We start from the raw sequence: 23,508 nt of genomic DNA on the forward strand, positions 1-23,508 counted from the left end.
CGATGAGAGAGGTTCTAGCCCGCATCCCCGGTCTGATGGCCGTCGTTTGCGCCTTCACGGTCGTGGCCTACGCCCAACAAGCGAAGATTCTTCCCGTCGAGACCAATCGGCACCGCGCCGAGGATGTGCGCGCCTGGAATCCGAACTCGCCGCAAACACTGGTACGTATCGACGGTGATCTCTATCAGGAGGATGGGGGAAAGTACTTCGCCGTGATTCCCGAGCGCGTCACGGTGCGGTTGGCCGACGGCATCGAGTCGTGGCAACAGGTCGTCGATCGCGCGATGGCGGACTCCCCCGCTGAATTCCAGGTTCTCACACGCCTCCGTCCGTCCCCGCCAAACCGTCTTGGCGTGTTGCGCCTTGCCTTGCCCGCGGGCGTCGATCAGCCGGAGTTGTGTGAGCTGATCGAACGAACCCGGCTGGTCCGCTACGCCGAGGTCGGCACCTACGGTACGTTTCATGCCGTCCCCAACGACCCGCAGTACCCGGATCAGTGGTCGCTGAACAACACGGGCCTGAACAACGGCACGCCTGGCGCCGATGTCGATGCCGAACTCGCCTGGGACATGACTGCAGGCGATCCGTCGATCGTGGTCGCGGTGCTCGACTCGGGGACTGATATCGACCACGAGGATCTTGCGGCCAATGTCTGGCACAACGACGACGAAATTCCGGATAACGGGATCGACGACGATCTGAACGGCTACATCGACGACTGGGAAGGCTGGGATTTCCACAACATGGACAACGAGCCCCGGCCGGTCTTCTACCATGGCACTCACGTGACCGGGATCATCAACGCCGTCGGCGACAACGGGATCGGCATCGCCGGGCTGGCAGGGGGCATCGGCGGCAACCCCGGCGTCCTTGGTATGGCACTTGGCGTCGGGGACGATGCCGAGAACGGCGACGTCGTCGACGAGGCCGTGCTGTATGCCGCCGACAACGGTGCGCACGTTATTACGTTCGCGCTGACCACGGCCGAAACCCAGGCGATCAATGACGCGTTCGACTACGCCTATCACACGAAAGACGTCTTCATCGACTGTTCCGCGGGCAACGACAACTCCGTGGTGACCTATCCCGCCCGTCATCCATTGGTCATGGCCGTCGCCTCTACCGACAACGACGATGAGAAGAGCGGCTTCTCGAACTTCGGACCGGAGATCGAAATCGCCGCCCCCGGCGAGAACATTCGCTCGACACAACTCAACAACAGCTACTCGACCGGTAGCGGGACGTCCTTCTCCTCGCCCCACGTCGCGGCGGTGGCCGCACTGGTTCGCGGGCTTAACCCGAACTTGACCGCAACCGATGTGCGAACGGTCCTCACCGAGTCGGCCGACGACGTCGAGGAAACAGGCTTTGATATCAAGACCGGACACGGGCGACTCAATGCCTTCCAGGCGGTCTCGCTGGCCACGACGTCCAGCGGCGTGGTGCGCTTCGCCGCCGACGAGCAAGCGTGCGGCGTTACTCTCGAGATCGTTCTGATCGACATCGACCTCGCCGGCACAGGCAACGTGTCCGTGACCGCCTCCAGCGACACCGAGCCCGGCGGCGAGAACGTCGTGCTGATCGAATCCAACCCCGGCTCGGGTCTGTTTCGTGGGATGATTCCGAGCTCCACACAAGCCCCGCTCCCCGACGGCACGTTGCAGGTCACTGACGGCGATTCGATCCTGGTGCAATACGTCGATCTCGATGACGGGATGGGCGGCATGAATGTGGTGCAGTCCCATACGGCGATGATGGACTGCGTGCCGCCGACGATATTTGGTGTGAGCGCCGAAGGCATCACCGGAGATGAGGCGACGGTGTCGTGGACCGTCGACCAGCCGTCGACCTCGCTCGTGACCTACGACCCGGTGACGCCTCCCGCCACCACTAAGGGCGACGCCGTCAACGTGCTGGATCACTCCATCGACCTCGAGGGGCTGTCGCAGTGCACCGTCTACTACTATTCGGTCGGCAGCACGGACCCTGCAGGCAACCAGGGTCTGGACGATAATGGCGGCGCGTACTTCCACTTCGAAACGCTGGGCGACTTCGGCGCAGGATTGCAGCCCTGCCACCAGGGCCGCGTCTCGTTCGATGTCCCGACAGTCGGCTGCTCGGCAAGCCTGCCGGTGACCGTCGGCGACCAGGACCTCAACCTGGACATCGCGGCTATCGACACGGTGGTCGTGTCGTTGACGTCGACCTCGGAACCGAATCCGGAGAGCATCGTGCTGACCGAGACCGCACCGAACAGCTCGATCTTCAGCGCCTCGATGCCCACGGCCCCGGCACCCGCCGTATCTGCGGACGGTGTCTTGCAGGTCAAAGACGGCGATCTACTGACCGTGGCCTATCGGGACGACGACGACGGCACCGGCAGACCGGTGACAGCCTTCGACACGTCCGTCGCCGACTGCGTCGGACCGCAAGGGATCCAGGTCGAGGTGCGGGACATCACCGACAAGGACGCGGTCATCGAGTGGACGTCCGCGACTGAAACGACCGGTCACATCGAGTGGGGACCTTCGCCGGCACTCGGCAACATCGCCGCCGCCGGCGCTCCGGCCACGATCCATGCCGTCTCGATCGGAACGTTCCCGGCGTGTGGCCGCGTCTTCTTCCGTGTTCACACAACCGACGCCGCGGGCAATTCGTCGGTCGTCGATGCCGGCGGGCAACCGTTCGCGTTCGATGCCTTCACGCTGAATGGCATCGTGCACGCCGACGGATTCGAGAGCGATCTCGGCTGGACACTCGAAGGCGAGTGGGAGATCGGTGCCCCCCAGGGGCTCGGCACCGCACCGGGCGACCCGGCTACCGCCCTCGAGGGCACACAGGTACTTGGACACGACCTGTCGGGCCAGGGTGCGGCACCCGGCGATTACGAACTCATTCGCACGCGGTCCGCGATCAGTCCTGTTCTGGACCTCTCCTCACTCAGTGCAATCGAGTTGCGTTTCGATCGCTGGCTCAATGTCGAGAACACCGCGACGAGCAGTGTCGACGTGCGTGATGGCGGCGGCTCGTGGCAGACCGTCTGGAGTACAACCTCCGCCTCCGACACCTCCTGGTCGGAACAGGTATTCGACATCAGTACGCATGCGGCAGGCAACGCCGCATTCCAGGTACGATTCCTGCAGTTCTCGCGCTTCCGCAGCGCCGCGGGTTGGAACGTCGACCGGTTATTCGTGCGTGACGGGTCGCTCCCGACGTGGGACAGCTGTGTCGCCTGCTCCGGTGCGCCCACGTTTGCGGGAGCGGTGGGGGCCATCGACGACGATCCCTGCGCAGATTCCGGCATGACCGTGACCTGGTCCGAAGCACCCGCTTGGGGAACGGGCCTGGATGGAAGCTATGCGATCTACCGCGATGTGTCGTCCGGGTTCACGCCCGGCCCAGCCAACCTCGTCGCCGCCGGCATCGCCGGCTCGTCGTGGACCGACCCGAGTCCGCCGCCGGACGTGCCGCTCTACTACGTGGTACGTGCCGAGAACGATGAAAGCTGTGGCTCAGGACCCGATAACGGCGGGCTCGTCGACGGGAACTCGATCGAGGTCTCGGCGATCAACGAGACGTCGCAGCCCTCGTCGGCGAATGTCGGCAATACGTTGCATCTCGATTCGCTGAACGACGTTCACGTGCGGCTCGAGTGGGCCGCGGCGGCAGGCGCTGCGAGCTATCGCGTCTACCGATCGACGACACCCAACTCCGGCTCGACGACGATCGGCTCACCCCCGGCACCCTTGTACGAGGACAGCGGAGCGCTACTCGGCAACGGCATCGCCTACTACCACGTGGTCGCCGCTGACGCTTGCGGAAATGAAAGCGCCGAGTGAGGCCAACGAGTCCTCGCTTTCGCCGATTCACGCTGACTGAAGCCGGTAAACCTGCCGATGTAAGGGATTTCCTGATACCGCTGGCACGCGATTTCCCATACAAGACAGGCACGATGTATCCACGTCTCTTCGTCGCCCTGCTACTCGTCTCGGCTCTGGCCACGAGTGCCGCCGTCCGTGAGCAGAGTCCTGGCCTCTACGATCACCTGGAACGACAGCGATCGGGCGGAAGGATCGCCATCCAGCCGATCGGTCTGGACGAGCTACCGGCCGCAGATCCGCTGCGGGAGTCCTGGTCTCTGGTCAAGAAAGACGGTCGGCCGTGGAGCGCCTGGATCGACGAGCGGACCTCGCTCCCCACCCTGGCGCTGGCGCGCGATCGGGTCTGGCCGAATTCGACGAGCCTCGATGACCACGAACTGCGCGCCAGGGAATTGCTTGCAGAAGGCGCGTTCGCCGACGGGCCCGGACAGGAGCATGTCTTCCTCGACCCCGCCACGTCGGGACACCGTGGCCCGAACACGATCCAATTGCGGTTCGAGCAACGCGTCGATGGAGTCTCCGTCGACGGCGCGCGTTTCGAACTCCATATCTCGCAGGGGCGGCTTGTCGCTCTTGGTTCTCGGCTTTGGTCTCCCGTGCGCATCTCGGCGAAGCCCTCGCTAAATGTGGACGAGGCGCGCGTCAAACTAGATGCGTACGTACGGCCCCATGAAGAGGACGGCGTTCGGGACGTAGCAGATCCCCAGCTCGTGTTGATCCCGGTCGACGCGGACCCCTCTGCCAAGGGCAAACCCTGGAGCGGCGAGCGTGGGCATGGGATCGACCACCGGCTGGTCTGGCGCTTCGCGTTCACCGATCTGTTCGGCGTCGCGACCTGGACCGGAGAGGTCGACGCGCATACCGGCGAGATCGTGGCGTTCTGGGATGCCACCCATTACGACCGCATCAAGGGTCACGTGAACCCCTTCACCGACGATGGGCTGTGCATGGATCAGGGCTGTCCCGAGCCCGATTTCCCGATGCCCTATGTCGACTTCAGCCAGGACGGTGGCGTTGCCGAATACGCCAACCAACACGGACTCTATGAGTGTGTGGGGCCCGGAACGATCGAAACCACGCTTGCCGGTAAGTACTTCACGATCGACGACCAGTGCGGACCGATCTCCGAGACCGCCACCTGCGGCACGGAACTGGATCTTGGTGTCGATGTGGGCGAGAACTGCGCAGTGGCTCCGGGAGCGTCGGCGGGGAATAGCGACGCCGCGCGGACGTCCTACTACCACCTCAACATGATCAACCGGAAGGCGCGCTTCTGGCTTGGCCCGAACACGTGGCTGGACGACAGCAACGTGCTGGTCCGCACTAACGCCGGTGGAAGCTGCAACGCAAGTTGGAGCGGTTCGATCACGCTGAATGGTGCCGGGCCGACCTGCGGCAACACCGGACAGCAGCAAGGCCTCATCACCCACGAGTGGGGCCACGGGATGGATCACAACGACGGGGGTGGTTCGGACAACCCCGGCGAGGGCTACGCTGATATCGTCGCCATCATCGAGGGACGCCAGTCGTGTATCGCCCGGGGGTTCAATCGCTTCGACAACTGCACAGGCTATGGCGACACCTGCCTGACCTGTACGGGGCTTCGCGAAATGGACTGGGATGCCCGCGCCAGCCACACGCCGGCGACGCCGACGGGATTTCTGACGACGTTCTGCCCCAATGGCGGCGGCCCCTGCGGGAAGGAAACCCACTGCGAGAGTCACGTCTCTTCCGAGGCGATCTATGACCTGGCGACGCGGGACCTGCCTGCGATGGGTATCGACGTGGACACCGCCTGGCAACTGACCGAACGGCTCTGGTATCAGTCGCGGGTCGGCTCCGGGGGGGATGCGTACAACTGCACGATGCCAAACTCGGACAGCTGCTCGGCGGGCACCTGGTATCACCAGATGCGTTTGTTCGACGACGACGACGGCAACCTGACCAACGGCACGCCCCACGCTGCGGCGATCTTCGCCGCCTTCGACCGTCACGACATCGCCTGCGGAGCCTCCGGGGATCCCGAGAACCAGAACACGTCGTCGTGCCCATCCCTCGCAGCACCGGTTGCGACATTTACTGCGGGCACCAACGAGCTGGACGTTCAGTGGGGCGCCGTCACGAACGCGGCGAACTATCGTGTCTATCGCAACGAGATCGGTTGCAATCGCGCACAGCTTCCACTGGCCGAGGTGTCGGGCACCTCGTACCTCGACCAGGGTCTGGCCAACGGTCTGACCGCGTACTATCGCGTGCAGGCGATCGGATCGAACCCCGTCTGCGAGAGCCCGGTATCCAACTGCCTGCAGGCGGCCCCGCAGCAACTCGCCGGCAAGGTGCGTTTCGATCAAGCCGGTTACGCCTGCGATGGATCCATCGGACTCGAGGTCACCGACATCAATCACCCGTCCTCGACCATCTCCGTCGCGGTGAGTTCGGGTACTGAGTCGACCCCCGAAAACGTCGTGCTGACGGAGACACCGCCGGCTTCGGCCAGCTATGTCGGCTCGATCCCCGTCACTACCGCGGCACCTGCTGCGGACGGGCTGATGTCGATCGTCCACGCGGACACCATCACCGCCGAGTACGTCGATCTCGACGACGGCGTGGGCGGCGTCAACGTGACGCAGCAGGCTACGGCCTTCGGGGACTGTGCCGGCCCGCAGTTTCTGTCCGTGCAGGTGAAGGACATCACGGAATCCACGGCGACGATCGAGTGGACGGCCTTCGAGGATTCCAGCGGTCACGTCGAGTGGGGGCTTTCGCCTGCGCTGGGGAACGTGGCTTCATCCCCGTTCGTGCAGACGACTCACAGCGTATCGATCGGGCCCTTCGCGGAGTGCGGTCGCGTCTATTTCCGCATCAGTTCCACGGACGTCGTCGGCAACGCCAGCGTCGCCGATGCCTCCGGCTCGCCGTTCGAATTCAACGGCGCCACGATTCAGGGCGCGTTGTATGAGGACGGCTTCGAGACGGATCTTGGCTGGACGCTTGAGGGAGACTGGGAGATCGGCCCTCCCCAGGGACTGGGCTCACCGGGAGATCCCACGGTCGCGGTCGAGGGCATGCAGGTCCTCGGTCAAGACCTCAGCGGCCAGGGGGCCAACTCGGGCGACTACGAGTTCAACACGACCCGCTCAGCAACCAGCCCGGTCATCGACGCCTCGGCCTGGACCGATGTCGAACTGCGATTCGACCGCTGGCTCAACTCGGCCTCGGTCAGCTGGGCTTATCTGTACGTCAAGGACTCGGGCGGAAGCTGGTTCACCGTCTGGTCCGACACCAACGGCCACAGCGACGTCGCGTGGACGGAGGCCAGTTACGACATCTCGGCATGGGCCGCGGGCAATCCCACGCTGCAGATCCGGTTCCTGCAAAACGCGCGCTTCGCCACCGCATCCGGTTGGAACGTTGATCGGCTCGTCCTGCGCGACACCAGCGTTTCACAGTTCGGTGCCTGCGGCGGTTGCGCGGGGACACCGACGTTTGCCGGCCTCGTCTCGGCCCTGGATAGCGACCCCTGCGACAGCGGGATCGACCTCACCTGGTCCGCCGCTCCTGCGTGGGGCACCGGTGGGACCGGAACGTATGCCGTCTATCGCGGACTGACACAGGGGTTCACCCCTTCCGGCGCCAACCTCGTCGCTTCAGGCGTCGCGGGAACCACATGGACCGACACCGGTGCACCGGCGGACACGCCGGTCTACTACGTCGTCCGCGCCGAGAACGACGAGACCTGCTCGACCGGCCCGGCCAACGGCGGCGCGATCGATGGCAACGCGGTCGAGGTCGCAACGATGGACGCGACAGGTGGCGCGGGCTCGGGCAACGTCGGCGACACGCTGAGCGTCGATCCAGCGGAGGCGGACGTGGGTTTGAGTTGGGCTGCCGTCCCGGGCGCAACGGGCTATGTCGTGGAACGCTCCGCCTCTGCCGCCGCCGGGTTCGTGGTCGTCGGCTCGCCTTCAACTCTCACGTTCGATGATCCGGGGGCGCTGAATGACGGCCAAACCTGGTACTACCGCGTCACAAACCCAAACGCCTGTAACTAGGGCGACCTTATTTCAGTCGAGCAAGACAGTGGGTGTGCGACAATCGCCCTTCGGGCGTAATTACCCGTCTGGAGGCGCGATGTCGGATAAGAAAGTCTATAAGTTCGAGGGCGAGAAGCTGGACGTCTCCTGGGACGGACGCCTGTGTATCCACGTCGGTGAGTGCACACGGGCCAAGGGCGAGTTGTTCGCCAGCGGACGCGACCCCTGGGGGCAGCCCGATCTGGGCGAGCCCGACTACGTCGCGGAAGTCACGAGACGCTGCCCGACCGGGGCCTTGACCTACGAACGCAAGGACGGCGGCGCGGAGGAGAATACCCCTCCTGAGAACTCCGTGACCCTTGCCAACAACGGGCCGCTCTACATCGAGGGCGACCTGAAGATCGACGGAGCCGCTGACGACATGCCCGGCGTTAACACCCGCGCGGCGCTCTGTCGCTGCGGAGATTCGAAGAACAAGCCGTTCTGCGACAACACCCACGAGGACGCGGGCTTCCGTGATCGCGGCGCCCTGGGCGACAGCGGGGACGCCACGCTGGAATCCACAGGTGGGCCGCTGGAGATCAAACGGGCTCCGAATGGACCCCTACTGGTCACCGGCAACTTCGTCCTTCGCAACGCGAGCGGCCGGGTGGGTTGGCGCGGTACCAAGGCAGCCCTTTGCCGTTGTGGCGCGTCAAAGAACAAACCGTTCTGCGACGGCGCCCACAAACCCGCAGGCTTCCAGGCCGACTAGGACGCCGTACCGGCCGAGATTAGTGCGTGAATTGGCACTTTCCTGCATATAAGGGTAATCCCCAGGTTCTCAGGACGCCGCCAGCTTCGTAAACTGGATGGTAATCGCGCGACAGACTCGAATAGCGCAGACTCTACCGATAAGCCTCCAAGGAGACTGGATGGGGGTCGGCAGCAGCAACAGTTACGACTTTGCGGCGAGCCTCGATCCTCGAGCGGGAGATCAACGTCACAGGCTGGAACTGAACGACGGATCGCGAGTGGCGGTCATTGGAGGCGGCCCGAGTGGGAGCCTCTTCACTCACTTCGCGCTCAAGATGGCCGAGTTGGTAGGCCTGAAGCTTGCCGTTGACATCTTCGAACCACGCAGCTTCGAGCATTGCGGTCCCGAGGGATGCAACCACTGCGGCGGAATCGTCTCGGAGTCGCTGGTCCAGCTACTCGCGACCGAGGGAATCAACCTGCCCGAGGGCGTGATCCAACGCGGCATCGATTCCTACATGCTTCATACCGACGTCGGCTCGGTGCGGATCGAGACGCCGCTAAACGAGCAACGCATTGCGGCGGTCTTCAGGGGAAACGGGCCACGCAATGCCGAGCACCCGGACCTCGAGAGTTTCGATCGTTTTCTCCTCGACATGGCCCGCAAACGCGGCGCCCGGGTCGACCGACGCCTGGTCACCGACATCGACTGGAGCGGTCCAAGGCCTCGATTGAAACACGCGGGCCGGACGGGAGACGACTACGACCTCGTCGTCATTGCAACCGGGGTCAATAGCAGCCTGCTGAAAGTCTTGCAGAAGGCACCGATCGGTTACCGTCGACCCGTCACGGCGGCCACGTATATCTGTGAGTTCCAACTCGACCACCCGACGGTGGAACGATACCTGGGAACGTCGATGCACGTCTTTCTTCTCGACACGCCGCGGATCGAGTTCGCGGCACTGATACCCAAGGGCAACATCGTAACTCTCTGCATGCTGGGCGACGATATCGATGCCGAACTCATCGATGGTTTCCTCCGCACGCCGGAGGTAAGAAACTGTTTTCCTCCCGCGGCAGATCTACCGATACGCGTCTGTCACTGTTCGCCGATGATCAACGTTCGCGGCGTCGACCGCCCGTACGCCGATCGCGTTGTCTTCGTCGGTGATTCCGGCGTGACCCGACTGTACAAGGACGGCATTGGCGCGGCCTACCGGACGGCTAAGGCCGCGGCCGCAACGGCGGTCTTTCAGGGTGTCTCCGCCACGGATTTCGACAAGCACTTCCGACCGTTGTGTCGTGGGATTACGCGTGACAATCGGGTTGGTCAACTGGTCTTCGGGGTCAACGCCCATCTGCGCAAGCGACGCTTCTGTCGCAGGGCGATCCGAAGCATGGTTGCCGGTGAACAGGCGAACCCCGGTTCCAGGCGTTTCATGAGTCGAGCGTTGTGGGATCTCTTCACCGGTAGCGCATCCTACCGTGAGGTCCTCATGACCATGTCCCATCCACGGTTCATCGCCGGGTTGTCGTGGAATCTGGCACGCAGCCTCTTCACCCGCGACGACACTTCACCGGTCCGAGGAAGAAACGATGGTCACCAACACGCTGGGTAGGGTCTACGCCGCCGGCGAGGCCATCGTGAGTCAGGGCGAGAAAGGCTCCTGCATGTACGTCATCCAGTCGGGCAGCGTCGACGTGATTGACGAGAGCGGAGGACAGGAACTGCGACTGGCCCAACTCAAGACCGGAGACTTCTTCGGTGAAATGGCTATCTTCGAGCACGAGGTTCGATCGGCGACGGTCCGGGCTCATGGCGAGGCGAGGGTCCTGACGATCGATCGCAGGACTTTGATGCAGCGTATCCAGAGCGATCCGACGCTGGCGTTCAACTTACTGAAGACCTTGTCCCACCGCATCCGCCTACTCGATGCCGAATTGAAACATGGCAAACGAAGAGGCTAATCGGATGCCGACAACTCCAACCCAGCAACCCAAACGAGCGCCCTGTCAGGCCGGATGCATCGCGGGCGCGGACCCCCGCGGGTGGGTCACCATGATCGCGCAGCATGAGCGGTATGGCCTGACCGTCGAGGAGGCCTACACGAAAGCCTGGCAGACCGTTGTCGACGTCAACCCGTTCCCCGCCGTGCTGGGTCGAATCTGCCCGCACCCCTGCGAGGCAGGATGTAGCCGCTCGGACAAGGACGGCTCTGTCCAGATCAACAAACTCGAGCGCTTCATCGGGGACTGGGGCATCGAACAACAGTTGCCACTGGAGCGGCTCCAATCGAGATCCCAACCGGAGTCGATCGGGGTCGTGGGTTCCGGTCCCGCCGGCCTATCCTTCGCCTACCAGATGGCGCGGCGCGGCTACCACGTAACCGTTTATGAAGGCGCGGAGTCTCCGGGCGGCATGTTACGCCACGGCGTGCCGGCGTACCGATTGCCCCGAACGGTGCTCGATGCGGAGATCGCGCGCATCCTCGATCTCGGTGTCGAGCTGCAACTGGGGACCCGCGTCGGACATGACCGCTCGCTCGAGGGCATCGAATCGACACACGACGTCGTTTTCCTCGGGATCGGTGCCCAACGCGGCCTGCGACTCGGCGTGCCCGGCGAACGCGGTCCCGGAATCTGGGTCGCCACCGAGTATCTACGACGCGCGAACCTTGGCGAGCGGATCGACCTTGGCCACCGGGTCGCCGTGATCGGCGGCGGTAACACGGCGATCGACTCGGCGCGGGTGGCGCGACGCTCCGGTGCTTCCGTCACGCTGCTCTATCGAAGAACCCGCACCGAGATGCCTGCCGGCAAAGAAGAGGTGCAGGAAGCGATCGTAGAGGGTGTGCAGATCGAGGAATTGACCGGCGTGTTGAGATTCGAGCGGGAAGGCGATCGATTGCGGGCACTCGTCGCTCAAGCAATGCGACTCGGAGATCCGGACGAGTCTGGTCGGTGCAGCCCGCACCCGATCGCCGGGGCGATCCGTGAGGTTGGGACGGACGCCGTGATCGTCGCGGTTTCCCAGACACCCGACTGGGAAGACCTCGGCGCATGCAGGCCCGCCGGCGACTTTGTAGAAGCCGACGACGGCCTGCTGGCAGCGGGTGACGTCACGGGCCTCGGCGCAGCCGGGTCCGCGATCGGCCGCGCCAGGCTCGCGGCCCAGAACCTCCATGCCAGATTGCGTGGACACCGGATCAGACCGGAATCCGTCGCGGACTTGCCCGGCGTCACGACCGTCAAACCGGAGTACTACCCGGCGAATCCGCCTGCTGAGACAACATCACTTCCGGCCGCGCTGCGACTCGAAGAAGGTGAGGCCGAAGTCCATCAGGGACTGACCGAGTCGCAGGCGTTGAACGAGGTCAACCGCTGTATGTCCTGCGGCCAGTGCTTTGGTTGCGAGCACTGCTGGATGTTCTGTGCGCACGACTGCTTCTCCCCGGTGGGTGAGACGCGCCCGCGGGGCTACTTTGAGCTGACGATCGACCAGTGCCACAACTGTGGAAAGTGTGTCGATGTCTGTCCGTGCGGGTTCTTGACGTTCGGTCCTGAGAGTGCGGACAACGCTATAGAGCCGCCGTCCACCTGAGCCGAAGCACCCTCGCTTATCGATCACGAGGATCTTCGGTATACTCCACGCTTCCTCGAAGCCTCGCGGTAACACCGACGACAGCAAGGAGTGGGGTATGAGCGACGCGAATCTGGCAGACGATCTCGGCGGAAAGTTTCAGGGCCGGCTCATCAGCCCCGACGATCCTGACTACGACGAAGCTCGCAAGATCTGGAACGGGATGATTGACAAGCGACCGGGGTTGATTGCGCAATGCGCGGGCACGGCCGACGTCGTGGCGGCGGTCAACTTTGCCCGCGAGAGGGATCTCGCCGTGGCGGTCCGTGGTGGAGGACACAACGTCTCCGGCAACGCGATCTGCGACGACGGTATCGCCATCGACCTGAGACCCATGAAGAATGTGAGCGTCGATTCGGCTCGCCGTTTCGCCAGCGCCGAAGGCGGCGTCACCTGGGGCGAGTACGATCAGGCAACCCAGCGACACGGACTCGCCTCCCCGGGTGGCGCCATCTCCTCCACCGGGATTGCCGGGCTGACGCTTGGCGGCGGCTTCGGCTGGCTTTCGCGATCGTACGGCCTGGCCTGCGACAACGTCCTCTCCGCAGAGGTCGTGACCGCCGCTGGCGAGGTTCTGACCGCCAACGCCGATGAGAATGCCGACCTCTTCTGGGGCATTCGTGGAGGCGGGGGTAACTTCGGTGTTGTGACTCGTCTTGATTTTCAATTGCAGCCGATCGGCGAACTGTACTCCGGGCTCACTCTTTACCCCCGCAGCGATGGGCCAGCGTTCATGCGTATGTGGGCCACACTGACCGCCGCTGCACCTGACGAACTGTCCTCGATGGCGGCGTTCCTCAGTACACCGGACGGCGTTCCCGTCGTCGGTGCGTTCTGGGTTTACAAAGGCACCGCGGAGGAAGGCGAGCGAGTTCTGGCGCCGCTACGTGCGTTTGGCTCACCCGTACATGATGACATCGGGCTCAAGCCGTACACCGAAGTTCAACAAGCCTTCGATCCGGGGTTCCCCGCTGGCAACCGCAACTACTGGAAATCCTGCTATCTATCGACGATCGACGATACGTGCGTGGACACACTCGTCGATCATGCGAATCGCGCACCGTCCCCGCTTTGTGTGGTGGGGATCGAGCACATGATCGGCGGAGCGGTTTCCCGCGTCGCTGAAGATGAAAACGCTTTCGGCAGTCGCGATGCCGAGTACAACCTGCTGATCCTCGGGACGAACGACGATCCAGGTCTGGACGACGCCATCCGGGACTGGGCCAGAAGTTTCTGGACGGCAGCCCAGCCGTTCTCGACCGGCGGTGTCTATGTCAATTACATGGACAACGATGAATCCGGGCGGATCGGTGACGCCTATCGTGCATCGCACTATGCGCGGCTGGTGGATCTGAAGAAGAAGTACGACCCGGACAACCTTTTCAGACTCAACCAGAACATCGCGCCCACGGGCTGACCGGAAAGCTACGGAGTCTGATCCGTCGTCATCACATCGATGGTGCCCGTCACGACCCCCGGCATGGCACCGTCCGCCGCCAGCAACTCCACGAAATACCGCCGGCCCTCATAAGTCGGCGACACAGGGGGAAGATCGGGGAGGTAGAAATTCTCGCGGGGGCCCAACAGCACCGAACGCACGAGAAGAGAGTTAGCTCTCGCTGCAGACAACGATACTCTCCTCTGTGTGACTCCCCCCGATCCGCCGTCCTCAGGACGGACGCGACCGGGGGGCATCACTTCATGCTTCGGGGGCAGAGGCACCCCCCACTAAAAACCCTAGATGCTCATTCCGAGGCTCTTCAGCGTACCCATGGTAAGTCCACCAGTCGGCAATTTCTTGGACGTCTGGTACGAGCGCACCGCCGCCCGCGTCTGACTCCCGTAGACACCATCGATGGGTCCCGGGTTATGGCCGGCGCTCTTGAGCGCCTGTTGTAGTTTGCGGATCGTTCCGTGCGTCATGTTCGTTTCGCAAAGGATCTCGCGCCATTCCATGTAACCGTCGGTGGCTTGCTTGGTTCGAGTCACCGTATCGTACTCAGCGGGGATCTCAATACGTCGTTCTTGAGGCGGTGAACTTTCCTTCTTCACCTTGATCGTCGTGTACTCGGCCGGGATCGTCACCGTCTTGATTGACGGCGGCTTTGTCATCACCCGGCGCTTGACGGTCTTGTATTCGGCGGGAATATCGACCTTACGTGTGGTCGCTGGTTTCGCGAGGACCTTCGTGCGAACCGTCTTGTACTGAGCAGGGACCTCAACAAGACAGAGAATCTCACCGGTCGCGTTGTCGACTTTCTCGACAGGGCCACGTCCCTTTTTCCAAACGGTGTGAGCCTCCTTGACGAGAACCTTCTCTTCTTCCCATTTGTACTCGGCCGCAACCGGTACCATTGTGCTGCTGGCTTGTTTGACGAGCACACGCTCTTCGACGTTCTCGTAGACGGCCGGAACGATCTCTGCGCGCTCGGACTCACCTTTCGCCAGAACGCTCTCTTCGCCCCACTCGTACGTCGCGGGAATTACCTCGACACGCTCGGACGCCTGGCGCTTGAGCACACGTTCGGTATCGGTCGTGTAGGTCGGCGGAACAAAGACCCGCGCATAACACTCGCCAGCCTTGGCGTTCGGCGGAAAGAGTTCGCCATCGCCCGCCGTGGTGCGAGCGACAGTGCCTGACGTGGATCCGGTGCCTTGAGCTTCCCGTGCTCGAGCTTCGGCGTCTTTAGCAGCCTGCTCGGCGACCGCTTTTGCTTTTCGAGCTTCCTCAGCTTGTTTGCTCTCGGCGGCTAGCCGACGCTCCAGATCACTGACAGAGCTTTCGAGATCCGTGATCGCGCTGCTCTTCTCTTCGACGCTACGCTCGAGATCCGTCATGTCTGTTTTTGCGCTACGGGTCGCACAACCAGTGGCGAGAACCGCAAAGCCTAGTATGGGAACTAAGGCTCGGACTAAATACTTGCTCTTACTCATCTGCCCCTCCGGAATTCATCAATTGAACGCCGCCCTGGAACTTCAGGGAGGATACTGTTCGACGCGATTGTATACCTGAATACACGGGAGTTCCACGCTTTGACCACCCTGCTCGCCGCGCCCATGAATACTTGCGACATCCTCGCTTTTTTGCTCACAAAGCCTTGAGTTTTTCGAAGCCGATCGCCATCGCAGCGACCAGGGCGTCGATCTCTTCCTCACCCATCGCGGTCGACAGCGCCGCGGCACCGGTGTTGATCATCAGAAATCCCGAGTCGAACAGGTGATCGAGCATCACCGCCAGGAACTTGTCTTCCTCCGTCGTCCGGTACGCCGCTCGGCGGTTCTTCGGCGGCTCCGACTTGAAGTGCAGGCGGAAACACGACCCGCTTCCGGTGACGCAGCCCTGGACGCCGGTTGCGCGAAGTGCTTCGCGAATGCCCTCGACGGCGCGTAGCGCAAGATGGTTCAGCCGCGCGACTGCGTCGCGGTCGAATTTGCGCATCGCGGTCAGCCCTGCCGCCATCGTGACGGGGTTGGCCGAAAACGTCCCCGAGTGCGGGAAGCGCTTGTTCGGCGACAGCGGGTTCATCACGTCCATCACGTCGGACCGACCGGCGATGGCACCCACCGGAAAACCGCCACCGATGATCTTGCCCAGTGCGGTCAGGTCGGGAGAGACATGGTAGCGCTCCTGGAACCCACCGACCTCGGTGCGAAAGGTGATCACCTCGTCGAAAACAAACAATGCACCGTTGTCTTGCGTCCAATCCCGCAGAACGTGGACGAATTCCGAGTCGGCAGGGACCAGTCCTACGCGATGCGGCATCGGATCGACGATCACGCAGGCGATCTCGTCCTTGTTCTTGTTCAGACGCGCGATGGCCCGTTCGGGATCGTTGAACGGAATGACGACGACGCTCTCCAACACGCTGGCCGGTGTGCCGTGGGCCACGGCCACACTGGTTGGCGAGTCGAAATCGCCCCAGTTCGTCGGGTTCGAGGTCTGGCTGACCTCGGCGAAATCGTAGAGGCCGTGGTACGCCCCCTCGACCTTGGCGATCTTCGACCGCCCGGTGAAGGCCCGCGCCGCCTTGAGCATGCCCATGACCGCTTCGGTGCCGGAGTTGACGAAGCGAAGCTGCTCGAGACTCTCACTACGGCTGCAGAGATGCTCGGCGAACTCGATCTCGATTTCGGTCGCCAGCGTAAAGGCCGTCCCCTTGTGCATCTGTTCGGTCACGGCCGCAATGATGTCGGGGTCGGCGTGCCCGTGGATCAGCGATGCCATATTGTTGGCAAAGTCAATCCGCTCGACCCCCTCGATATCGACGACCCGGGCTCCATGCCCGTGGTCGGCGTAGGCCGGGTGAGGCTTGCGAAGCACGGTGTTGCGGCTGACCCCGCCCGGCAGGATCTTGACCGCGCGGCGGTAGAGCTCCGCGCTGCGCGAACTCTCGGTCTTCGCCTGGTCGCTCATCAGGACCTCCCGCGCGGGTCGTCTTCGATCCGTCGCAGAGGCGCGCCCGTGTACTCGGCCACGTCCTCGTAAGAAACACCGGGGGACAGCTCGACCAACTGAAACCCGTCGTCCGTCACGTCAATCACCGCCAGGTCCGTATAAATTCGGTCAACGACGCGACGACTGGTCAGAGGGTACGTACACTCCGCGACCAGTTTTGGTTTGCCGTCACGGGTAACGTGCTGGGTGATGACGAAGATCGTCTTGACCCCCGCGACCAGATCCATCGCGCCGCCGACGGCCGGGATAGCGTCCTTCGCGCCGGTCGACCAGTTAGCAAGATCGCCGCGCTCGGACACCTGCAGGGCGCCGAGGACACAGAGGTCGAGGTGTCCACCGCGGATCATGGTGAAACTGTCCGCATGATGGAAGTACGCCGCACCGGGCAGGGCCGTGACACGTTTCTTTCCCGCGTTGATCAATTCCGGCTCGCCCTCACCCGGAGCGGGAGACGGTCCCATACCCAGTAACCCGTTCTCGGTGTGATAGATGAACTCCCGCCCTTTCGGAACGTGAGAGGCCACAAGCTCGGGAATTCCGATCCCGAGATTCACGTAGCTGCCGTCGGGGATGTCCCGGGCAGCTCGCTCGGCCATCTGGTCGCGTGTCAATCCACTCGGACGCGTAATGTCACTCATGGGTAGGAGACCCCCTGCGCTACCAGCTCGGATTCCTGGAGCGGTTCGCGCACCTCGACGATCCGGTTGACGAAAATTCCGGCGGTGACCACGCACTCGGGATCGATCTCGCCCAGGGGAACGAGCTTGTCCGCCTGCACGATCGTCACCTTCCCCGCCGTCGCCATCAGCGGAGCGAAGTTTCGTGCGGTCTTGTTGTAGACGAGGTTCCCGTGGATATCCGCGGTGCGACATTTGATCAGGCTAAAATCGGCGACCAAGCCCCGCTCCATCACGTAGTCCGTTCCGTCGAAGTTGCGCTTCTCCTTCCCCTCTTCCAGGGGGGTCCCGACCGAGGTGGCCGTGTAGAAAGCGGGGATCCCTGCACCACCGGCGCGGATGCGCTCGGCAAGCGTCCCCTGCGGAACGAGTTCGAGCTTCACACGACCACTGCGATAGAGCTCCGGGAAGACCCTGGAGTTCGTCGTTCGGGGGTACGAGCAGATCATCTTGGCGACCTGCCCGTTCTTGATCAGCGCAGCCAGACCGACCTCGCCACTGCCGGTGTTGTTGTTGACGACGGTCAGGTTCCTGGCGCCCTGGTCAATCAACGCGTGGATCAACTCGATCGGGCTACCGGCCTCGCCGAACCCCCCGATCATCACGGTGGCGCCGTCCTGGATGTCGACCAGCGCGGCGGCGGGACTGTCGACCGTCTTGTCGATCATGGCTCAACTTGCTCCAGCCGGTGTCTTGTCCACGCGGGCATAGTCGAAGAGGCCCGCCTCGTCGTAGAGGACGCGATCCTCGTAGTCATCGAACCAGATCGCCTCGGGATTGCGACCGACGATGCAGACCTTGCCCCGGTCGGGAGCATCGGCCGCGTTGCGCAGGATCTTGAAGATCAGCACGCCGTTCTCCGATCCCTTGAGACCCGGGATCGCTTCGTTGGTAACCGCGCAAACCTCGGTCTTGCCCTTGTAGTGCGTGATGGACAGGCGCGCGTGCGCTTCGACACCGGACAGACCCTTCTGCGACTCGTTGAGGATCTGCCACGCCGTCTCGATCGGAACGTTGAACGCGTGGTACGCGACGATGTCCCGTCCGCAGAAGAAGTAGTGATTGCCGACGCCGGCACCGTAGAGCGCTCGCTGCATGATGCGGAGCGCGTCGGCATCGTCGTTGACGCCCTTGATAATGGGCGTCTGATTCTCGACGTTGACCCAGCCCCGCGAAACGACGCCCTCCATCGCCTTCTGCGTGACCGGATTCCACGCCAACGATCCGCTGGAATCCTGGACGTACTGCCCGTCCGCGCCCTTGAGTAGGAACTCGTCCGGGTGGTTGAAGTGGATCATCAGCCGGAAGCTGACGTCGGGCCACGTCTCGTGAAACCGGTCGAGCATCGCCAGAAAACCATCGTCGAAGCGTTCGGGGTAGAACGCCATCTCCTTCGTCCCCAGACGGATCGATTCGATGCCGGTCTCTGCGAGCGCGGCGAACCATGCGCCGATCTTGGCGTTCGGCAGCACCATCGGATCCCCGCCCGAGAGTAGGATCTCCCGCAGCTTCTCGCGACCGGTCTCCGGGTGCCGCCCACCGTTGTCGTCCACGAGCTTGTTGTGCGCCTTGATGTAGTCGGTGACCTCGCCGATCTGGGCCATGCCCTTTCGTGCAACGGTTCCGTCCTGCCGCTCGATATCCTTCTGTGCGATCAACTCCTCCCGATAACAGAAACGACAATGGGCCGAGCAGGTCGAGATCACGTACATCAGACCCATCTCGTACTTGTGCAACAACCCTTCGACCGGGCTGTAGTCCATCTGGTTGCCGGGATCTTCCGAGCCCTGGAGGTCGAGCGTTTCGTCCGGACTGGCCTTGACCAGGCGTTGCAGTTGGGGACTGTTCTTCGCCATCTCGAAGAAGTGACGCGTCAACTTCACCGGCATGCGTGCCTCGACGTCCCGCTCGGTGCCACTCAGCACCTTGAGATCGGCAAGCTCGGACTTCGTGTAGAAGTCCCGCATCTCCTCGGGAGCGCTCTCCGTGAAGAACGGCCGCAGACCGTTGATCCACTGGCGGTCGTACTTGGGGCTTTCGATACTTTCGAGGAACGCCCGTTCCTTTTTAGAAGGCGAGTGGTTGGCTGGCATATCCCATCCCTACGGTGTTTGTGACCGCGCATGTAACAAACTGGTATTCTTGACGGTCAGATTGTAACATAACGAACATCATGCCATCTAGCCCGACAAGCCAGCTGATCGCGGCCGTCAGCGACCGCCTGACCCGGACCGAACGTCGCATCGCCCAGGCCGTCCTCGACGAGCCGACGCTGCTTGCGTTCGGGACGGTGTCGGACCTGGCGGCGCGTGTCGCGACCAGCCGCCCGTCGATCGTGCGATTCGCGACGAAGCTGGGTTTCGAGGGCTACACGGGCCTCCAGAACCACGTGCGCCGCGGGCTGTCCGACCAGCTTTCGCGACCGATCGACCGCATCCGGAGCGAGGATGGTGGGACGAGTCGGGAGCGGACCGCCCTCCTGGCAGGCATCGATTCGGTCTTTGAAGCCGTTGACCATGGACACTTCAAGTCGTTTTCCAAACAGATCGTCGGGGCAAGGCGCGTCTGGGTGGTGACGGGCGAGAGCTCCCGTGCCGGCGGTTATGCCCTGCAGAGTGGGTTGGCGATGATCCGCCCCGGCGTCCACCTGGTGCGCGGACACAACGTCGCTCGCGACCTGGCCGACGCCGGTTCCGGCGATGTCGCGGTGCTGTTCGACTTCTTCCGTTACCGTCGATCGACGCTCACCGCCGCGGAGGCGCTAGCCACAATTGGCACGACACTCCTTGCGATCACCGACGGGCCGCTCTCGCCGCTTGCCGCACTGACCGAACACTGGTGCGCACTGACGGTGCCAGCGGTCGGTCCCTTCGATAGTTCGGTGCCGGCCGTCGCCGCCGCCGAGCTTCTGGTCGCGCAGGTTTCGCGCGACCTTAAGAAGGACGCACGCGATCGAATCGATCGTACCGAAGCGCTGTGGGATACCACGGGGACGTTTTGCCCCTAGGCTCGCGGATCCCTCCTTAAACTTGTGTAGAGCGTCGGTAGGACCACCAGCGTGAGCAGTGTATTGCTGACGATCCCACCGATCACGACCGTCGCCAGCGGCCGCTGAACCTCGGCGCCAACCCCGGTGTTGATGGCCATCGGGATGAATCCTACGGCGGCAACCAGGGCGGTCATCAGCACGGGCCGTAGGCGGACGCGACAACCCTCTCGTACCGCCTGTTCCAGCGGCACCTTCGCCGCGAGCCGTTGTTGGATGAACGTCACCAGCACCAACCCGTTGAGGATCGCGACGCCGCTCAGGGCGATGAATCCGATTGCGGCACTCACGGTAAACGGCAGACCTCGCAAGGCGAGAGCACCGACTCCCCCCACCGCGCCGAGCGGGATGCCCGTCGCGACGATCAACATGTCGCGGACCGAGCCCAGGCTGAGGTAGAGCATGATGAAGATCAGACCCAGCGCCATCGGCACGATGATCTGGAGGCGACGATTGGCACGCTCCATGTTCTCGAACTGGCCGCCCCATTCGATGGTGTACTCTTCGGGCAACTTCACCCGGTCGGCGATCCGGTCCCTGGCTTCCGCCACGAAGCCGGCCACATCCCGATCGCGCACGTTGCATTGCACGGTGATTCGACGCCGGCCCCACTCCCGTTGGATCGTCGACGGCCCCTCCGTCTGTTCGAGGCGTGCGACTTGATCCATGCGCAGCACCGGCCCGGCTACCGTGGGTACCAGCGTCGCGGCGAGCGCAGCGGGATCGGTGCGCTGCGCATCCGGCAAACGCACGGCCAACGGGAAGCGGCGCTGGCCCTCTCGAATCTCCCCCGCTCTCCGGTTTCCGACCGCCTCCACCATCGTCAACACGTCCCGCGTGGGGATGCCGTAGCGAGCGATGGCATCCTGGTCCACGGTGACCTGCAGGATGGGCTGCCCCGTGATCTGTTCCCCGGAAATTTCGGCCGCGCCCGGGATGTCCAGCAGGACTTGCTGGACCTCATCCGACAGTCGTCGCAGCGTTTCAAAGTCGTCGCCGTAGATCTTGATGCCGATATCGGAGCGGATTCCGGCGATCATCTCGTTCATGCGCATCTCAATCGGCTGGGTGATCACGGCGTTGATGCCCGGGAAGTCCCTCATCGCGATCTCGAGCTCTGAAGCCAGTCCCTGCTGGGTGCGGGCGCGCTTCCATTCCCGCCGCGGCTTGAGAGTCAGAAAGATGTCCGTGAGTTCGATTCCCATCGGATCGGTCGCGATTTCGGCGGTTCCGAGACGGCTCCACGCTCGTTCAACCTCGTCGGGGAACTCCTCGAGAATCAACCGCTCTAGCAAAGTATTGGACGCAGCAGCCTCGTCCACGTGGACACCGGCGAGTCGAATGACGTTCACGACCAGGGTGCCTTCACCGAGTTTCGGCAGAAACTCACCCCCGGTGCGCGAGGCGATGCCGACCGCAAGGACGACAAGCACCGTTGCGCCGGCCAAAGTGATCTTGCGCCAACGCAATGCAAGATCCAGGATCGGCGAGTAAACGCGCTGTGCCACACGTATCGACCAGGGCTCTTGTTCCTTGATCCTACGAGACAGGAATAGACTCGCCAGCACCGGCATCAATGAGAGGGACAGCACCAGCGAACCAAGGAGGGCGAAGATCATCGTCAGCGCCATCGGCCTGAACAGCTTACCCTCCACTCCCTCGAGCGCCAGGATCGGCAAGAACACGATCATGATGATCAATTCGCCAAACAGGGTCGGCTTGCGAACTTCGATGGCGGCTTCGCGAATCGTGTCCATCCACGACGTGTTCTTGCGCCGCGCCGCCCGACGCGCACAGTTCTCCACCATGATGACGGAGCTATCGACGATGAGACCGAAATCGATGGCACCCAGGCTCAGCAGGCTGGCGGCGATTCCCGTCTGAACCATCAGGGTTCCGGCAAACAGCATCGAGAGCGGGATCGCGACGGCCACGATCAGACCCGCTCGGAGATTCCCGAGAAAGACGAACAAAACGGCGATCACTAGCAGCGCGCCGGCCAACAGGTTGTGTTTTACAGTGCGGATCACCTTGCCGATCAGGTCGGTGCGTTCGTAAACGACCTCCAGCCTGACGTCGTCCGGTAAGGCCTTCTGCGCCTCGGCCAACTGCTTCTTCAGCTCGCGTGTCACGACGTGGCTGTTCTCGCCCATCAGCATGAAACCGAGCCCCAGTACTGTTTCGCCCTCCCCGTCCGCCGACACGGCGCCACGCCGGGTTTCGTGGCCGATCTGGACGCTGCCGATGTCGCGCACTCGAATGGGCGTGCCGTCGTGAGATACCACGACGATGTTGCCGATCTGCTCGAGCGTGGTGGCAAGACCCAGGCCATGCACGAGCAACGCCTCGCCGCTCATGACGACCTGTCCCCCACCGACGTTTCGGTTGTTGGCCTCCAGAGCCGCGAACACGCTATGAAAGGTCAACCCGTACTTGATCAGTCGTTCCGGCTCGACGACCACCTGAAACTGCTTCTCGAATCCCCCCCAGGAATTCACTTCGGCCACACCCCGGACTTTGCGCAGCTCCGGCTTCACGACCCAGTCATGCAATTCTCGCAGCTCGATCAGAGTGCGTTCGGGGTTATCCGTAGTGACGAGGTAGTGGAATACCTCGCCGAGACCCGTCGCGATCGGCCCCAGTTGCGGCCGCCGGATGCCCTCGGGTAACTCCACACCCGCCAGTCGCTCACTGATCAACTGACGCGCCAGATAGATGCTGACCGAATCGTCGAACGTCGCGACGACCTGGCTGAATCCGAACTTGGACACCGAGCGGACGTTCTGCAAGCCCGGTAGGCCACCGATGGACAGCTCCACAAACTGCGTGATCTGCTGCTCGATCTCCAGTGGATTCAGGGACGGCGCCACGGTGTTGATCTGCACCTGCACCGGAGTCGTGTCGGGGAACGCATCGACCGGGAGACGGTTCAACGCCACAACGCCGAAGCCGATGAGCACGATCGAGAGCAGACAGACCAACAGACGATTGCTCAGCGAGAAGCGGATGATCCAGTCAAGCATGATTGTCCAACGACCT

At 63.0% G+C, this 23,508-nt stretch carries 15 protein-coding genes; 8 read left to right on the plus strand and 7 right to left on the minus strand.

The features are described from left to right. Window positions 1–2 precede the first annotated feature (2 nt). The 7 genes from OES25_06980 (at window position 3) to OES25_07010 (ending at window position 13,707) form a co-directional block, all read left to right on the plus strand. The gene (locus OES25_06980) at window positions 3–3,839 is read left to right on the plus strand and encodes a S8 family serine peptidase (GenBank protein MDH3627385.1); all 3,837 of its coding nucleotides are present in this window, start codon (window positions 3–5) and stop codon (window positions 3,837–3,839) included. A 113-nt stretch (window positions 3,840–3,952) separates the two neighbouring features. Further along, window positions 3,953–7,933, plus strand: a complete 3,981-nt coding sequence (locus OES25_06985; GenBank protein MDH3627386.1) for a hypothetical protein — start codon at window positions 3,953–3,955, stop codon at window positions 7,931–7,933. A 79-nt stretch (window positions 7,934–8,012) separates the two neighbouring features. Next, window positions 8,013–8,669, plus strand: coding sequence for a CDGSH iron-sulfur domain-containing protein (locus tag OES25_06990; protein MDH3627387.1), 657 nt, complete (start codon window positions 8,013–8,015; stop codon window positions 8,667–8,669). 160 nt (window positions 8,670–8,829) lie between these two features. Then, complete coding sequence (locus OES25_06995; GenBank protein ID MDH3627388.1) at window positions 8,830–10,269, plus strand: hypothetical protein; 1,440 nt, start codon at window positions 8,830–8,832, stop codon at window positions 10,267–10,269. Continuing rightward, window positions 10,247–10,618: a cyclic nucleotide-binding domain-containing protein gene (locus OES25_07000; protein MDH3627389.1), complete on the plus strand. Its 372-nt coding sequence runs from the start codon at window positions 10,247–10,249 to the stop codon at window positions 10,616–10,618. Before OES25_06995 ends, OES25_07000 begins: the two co-directional genes overlap by 23 nt. Before the next feature lie 4 nt (window positions 10,619–10,622). After that, on the plus strand, window positions 10,623–12,251 hold the full coding sequence (locus tag OES25_07005) for an FAD-dependent oxidoreductase (protein ID MDH3627390.1): 1,629 nt from the start codon (window positions 10,623–10,625) through the stop codon (window positions 12,249–12,251). Between the two features lie 97 nt (window positions 12,252–12,348). Beyond that, on the plus strand, window positions 12,349–13,707 hold the full coding sequence (locus OES25_07010) for an FAD-binding oxidoreductase (protein ID MDH3627391.1): 1,359 nt from the start codon (window positions 12,349–12,351) through the stop codon (window positions 13,705–13,707). Between the two features lie 8 nt (window positions 13,708–13,715). On the opposite strand, the gene OES25_07015 is transcribed toward OES25_07010, so the two are convergent. The 6 genes from OES25_07015 to OES25_07040 all read right to left on the minus strand — a co-directional run bounded on the left by OES25_07015 (window position 13,716) and on the right by OES25_07040 (window position 19,516). Next, on the minus strand, window positions 13,716–13,919 hold the full coding sequence (locus tag OES25_07015; protein MDH3627392.1) for a hypothetical protein: 204 nt from the start codon (window positions 13,917–13,919) through the stop codon (window positions 13,716–13,718). A 108-nt stretch (window positions 13,920–14,027) separates the two neighbouring features. After that, on the minus strand, window positions 14,028–15,224 hold the full coding sequence (locus tag OES25_07020) for a peptidoglycan-binding protein (GenBank protein ID MDH3627393.1): 1,197 nt from the start codon (window positions 15,222–15,224) through the stop codon (window positions 14,028–14,030). A 154-nt stretch (window positions 15,225–15,378) separates the two neighbouring features. Beyond that, window positions 15,379–16,704 (minus strand): aspartate aminotransferase family protein, encoded by a 1,326-nt coding sequence (locus tag OES25_07025; protein ID MDH3627394.1) that lies wholly within the window; start codon window positions 16,702–16,704, stop codon window positions 15,379–15,381. After that, window positions 16,704–17,384, minus strand: coding sequence for a 3-oxoacid CoA-transferase subunit B (locus OES25_07030; GenBank protein ID MDH3627395.1), 681 nt, complete (start codon window positions 17,382–17,384; stop codon window positions 16,704–16,706). The genes OES25_07025 and OES25_07030 overlap by 1 nt, the downstream gene beginning before the upstream one ends. Beyond that, on the minus strand, window positions 17,381–18,091 hold the full coding sequence (locus tag OES25_07035; protein ID MDH3627396.1) for a 3-oxoacid CoA-transferase subunit A: 711 nt from the start codon (window positions 18,089–18,091) through the stop codon (window positions 17,381–17,383). Before OES25_07035 ends, OES25_07030 begins: the two co-directional genes overlap by 4 nt. A 3-nt stretch (window positions 18,092–18,094) precedes the next feature. Next, window positions 18,095–19,516, minus strand: coding sequence for a hypothetical protein (locus OES25_07040; protein MDH3627397.1), 1,422 nt, complete (start codon window positions 19,514–19,516; stop codon window positions 18,095–18,097). 80 nt (window positions 19,517–19,596) lie between these two features. Here OES25_07040 and OES25_07045 point away from each other — a divergent pair, with 80 nt between their 5' ends. Next, a complete protein-coding gene (locus OES25_07045; GenBank protein ID MDH3627398.1) occupies window positions 19,597–20,430 on the plus strand; it encodes a MurR/RpiR family transcriptional regulator in 834 nt (277 codons plus the stop codon). On the opposite strand, the gene OES25_07050 is transcribed toward OES25_07045, so the two are convergent. Next, window positions 20,427–23,492 (minus strand): CusA/CzcA family heavy metal efflux RND transporter, encoded by a 3,066-nt coding sequence (locus tag OES25_07050; protein ID MDH3627399.1) that lies wholly within the window; start codon window positions 23,490–23,492, stop codon window positions 20,427–20,429. The two genes, OES25_07045 and OES25_07050, sit on opposite strands and share 4 nt — an antisense overlap. Window positions 23,493–23,508 lie beyond the last annotated feature (16 nt).

The sequence above is a fragment of the Acidobacteriota bacterium genome (assembly GCA_029861955.1).
Classification (GTDB): domain Bacteria; phylum Acidobacteriota; class Polarisedimenticolia; order Polarisedimenticolales; family Polarisedimenticolaceae; genus JAOTYK01.

Bases quoted from the DNA above. Each gene is read 5' to 3' on its own strand.
- OES25_07000 (MDH3627389.1), top strand. From the start codon at position 10,247: ATGGTCACCAACACGCTGGGTAGGGTCTACGCCGCCGGCGAGGCCATC.
- OES25_07040 (MDH3627397.1), bottom strand. From the start codon at position 19,516: ATGCCAGCCAACCACTCGCCTTCTAAAAAGGAACGGGCGTTCCTCGAA.
- OES25_06995 (MDH3627388.1), top strand. From the start codon at position 8,830: ATGGGGGTCGGCAGCAGCAACAGTTACGACTTTGCGGCGAGCCTCGAT.
- OES25_07050 (MDH3627399.1), bottom strand. From the start codon at position 23,492: ATGCTTGACTGGATCATCCGCTTCTCGCTGAGCAATCGTCTGTTGGTC.
- OES25_07045 (MDH3627398.1), top strand. From the start codon at position 19,597: ATGCCATCTAGCCCGACAAGCCAGCTGATCGCGGCCGTCAGCGACCGC.
- OES25_07005 (MDH3627390.1), top strand. From the start codon at position 10,623: ATGCCGACAACTCCAACCCAGCAACCCAAACGAGCGCCCTGTCAGGCC.
- OES25_07035 (MDH3627396.1), bottom strand. From the start codon at position 18,091: ATGATCGACAAGACGGTCGACAGTCCCGCCGCCGCGCTGGTCGACATC.
- OES25_07030 (MDH3627395.1), bottom strand. From the start codon at position 17,384: ATGAGTGACATTACGCGTCCGAGTGGATTGACACGCGACCAGATGGCC.
- OES25_07025 (MDH3627394.1), bottom strand. From the start codon at position 16,704: ATGAGCGACCAGGCGAAGACCGAGAGTTCGCGCAGCGCGGAGCTCTAC.
- OES25_07010 (MDH3627391.1), top strand. From the start codon at position 12,349: ATGAGCGACGCGAATCTGGCAGACGATCTCGGCGGAAAGTTTCAGGGC.
- OES25_06990 (MDH3627387.1), top strand. From the start codon at position 8,013: ATGTCGGATAAGAAAGTCTATAAGTTCGAGGGCGAGAAGCTGGACGTC.
- OES25_06985 (MDH3627386.1), top strand. From the start codon at position 3,953: ATGTATCCACGTCTCTTCGTCGCCCTGCTACTCGTCTCGGCTCTGGCC.
- OES25_07020 (MDH3627393.1), bottom strand. From the start codon at position 15,224: ATGAGTAAGAGCAAGTATTTAGTCCGAGCCTTAGTTCCCATACTAGGC.
- OES25_06980 (MDH3627385.1), top strand. From the start codon at position 3: ATGAGAGAGGTTCTAGCCCGCATCCCCGGTCTGATGGCCGTCGTTTGC.